The sequence below is a fragment of the Vibrio sp. 1249-1 genome (assembly GCF_033340495.1).
In genome coordinates this window covers 1-903 of sequence record NZ_JAWOWJ010000261.1, presented here as the reverse complement: position 1 = coordinate 903, position 903 = coordinate 1, and the positions used below count along the sequence as shown (strand labels likewise).

The following is a 903-nucleotide window of genomic DNA, read 5'->3' as shown; positions in this document are numbered from 1 at the left end:
GCTCGCCATGAATACAAGACAGCGTTTGGTGTCCTCGATAAGCAACTAACCCTACCTCAACGAAAAGTTGGTGAGTTGCTGGTCATTCGTCCTTATGAGTACTTTAGCTTGGCGTTGATCACAACCAGCACTAAACCCATCAATAAAGAGGTCTCTGTGGTTTCGCCTCTGACGCAAGAGTCGACCACCAATGAAACCACGCAATAACGACAGTGACCTTGCTGCCTGGCTTAAGCTGAGTTGCTTGCCAGGCATCGGTGGGGTCAAAATGAATAAGCTGCTCGCCAAAGATACGCCTCGCAATATCATCAATTCCTCTTCTGAACAGCTCTATCAATTGGGTTTGACGAACAAACAGTTGCAAGCTTGGGCTTCGGCCGATAAAGAGGTCGATGCTTGTTTAACGTGGCTAGCCACTTCTACAAATCATCACATTCTGACGCTGGCCGATCCTTTATATCCCCCTTTACTCAAGCAAGTTGTCGCTCCGCCTCCGTTGTTATTTGTCGAGGGGAATCCTACCTTTTTATCGCAACCACAAATTGCCATGGTGGGCAGCCGTAACGCTAGTTTTGATGGTTTACACCATGCACGTCAATTTGCGGCAGAGTTGGCTCAGCAAGAATTGATTGTCACTAGCGGCTTAGCGCTTGGGATTGATGGCCATGCTCATGATGGTGCGCTACAAGCGGGTGGTAAGACGATAGCTGTGCTCGGGTCTGGTTTAGAACATGTTTTTCCTGCTCGTCATCGTGGTTTAGCGCAGCGATTAACAGAAAATGGCGCACTGGTTTCTGAGTTTCGCCCCAATGCCAAGCCTCGAGCAGAAAACTTTCCGCGTCGAAACCGTATTATTAGCGGCTTATCGTTAGGTGTGTTAGTGGTGGAAGCGGCCGAGAAAAG

At 48.8% G+C, this 903-nt stretch carries 1 protein-coding gene and 1 pseudogene; both read left to right on the top strand.

Annotated elements, in window-relative coordinates:
- Positions 1 to 207 (top strand): annotated as a pseudogene (locus tag R7Z50_RS25715) (peptidoglycan-binding protein); the annotation flags it as partial.
- Positions 191 to 903 (top strand): DNA-processing protein DprA (locus R7Z50_RS25710; RefSeq protein WP_318149503.1); only part of this gene is annotated, 713 nt, incomplete at its 3' end. The pseudogene R7Z50_RS25715 and the gene R7Z50_RS25710, both read left to right, overlap by 17 nt.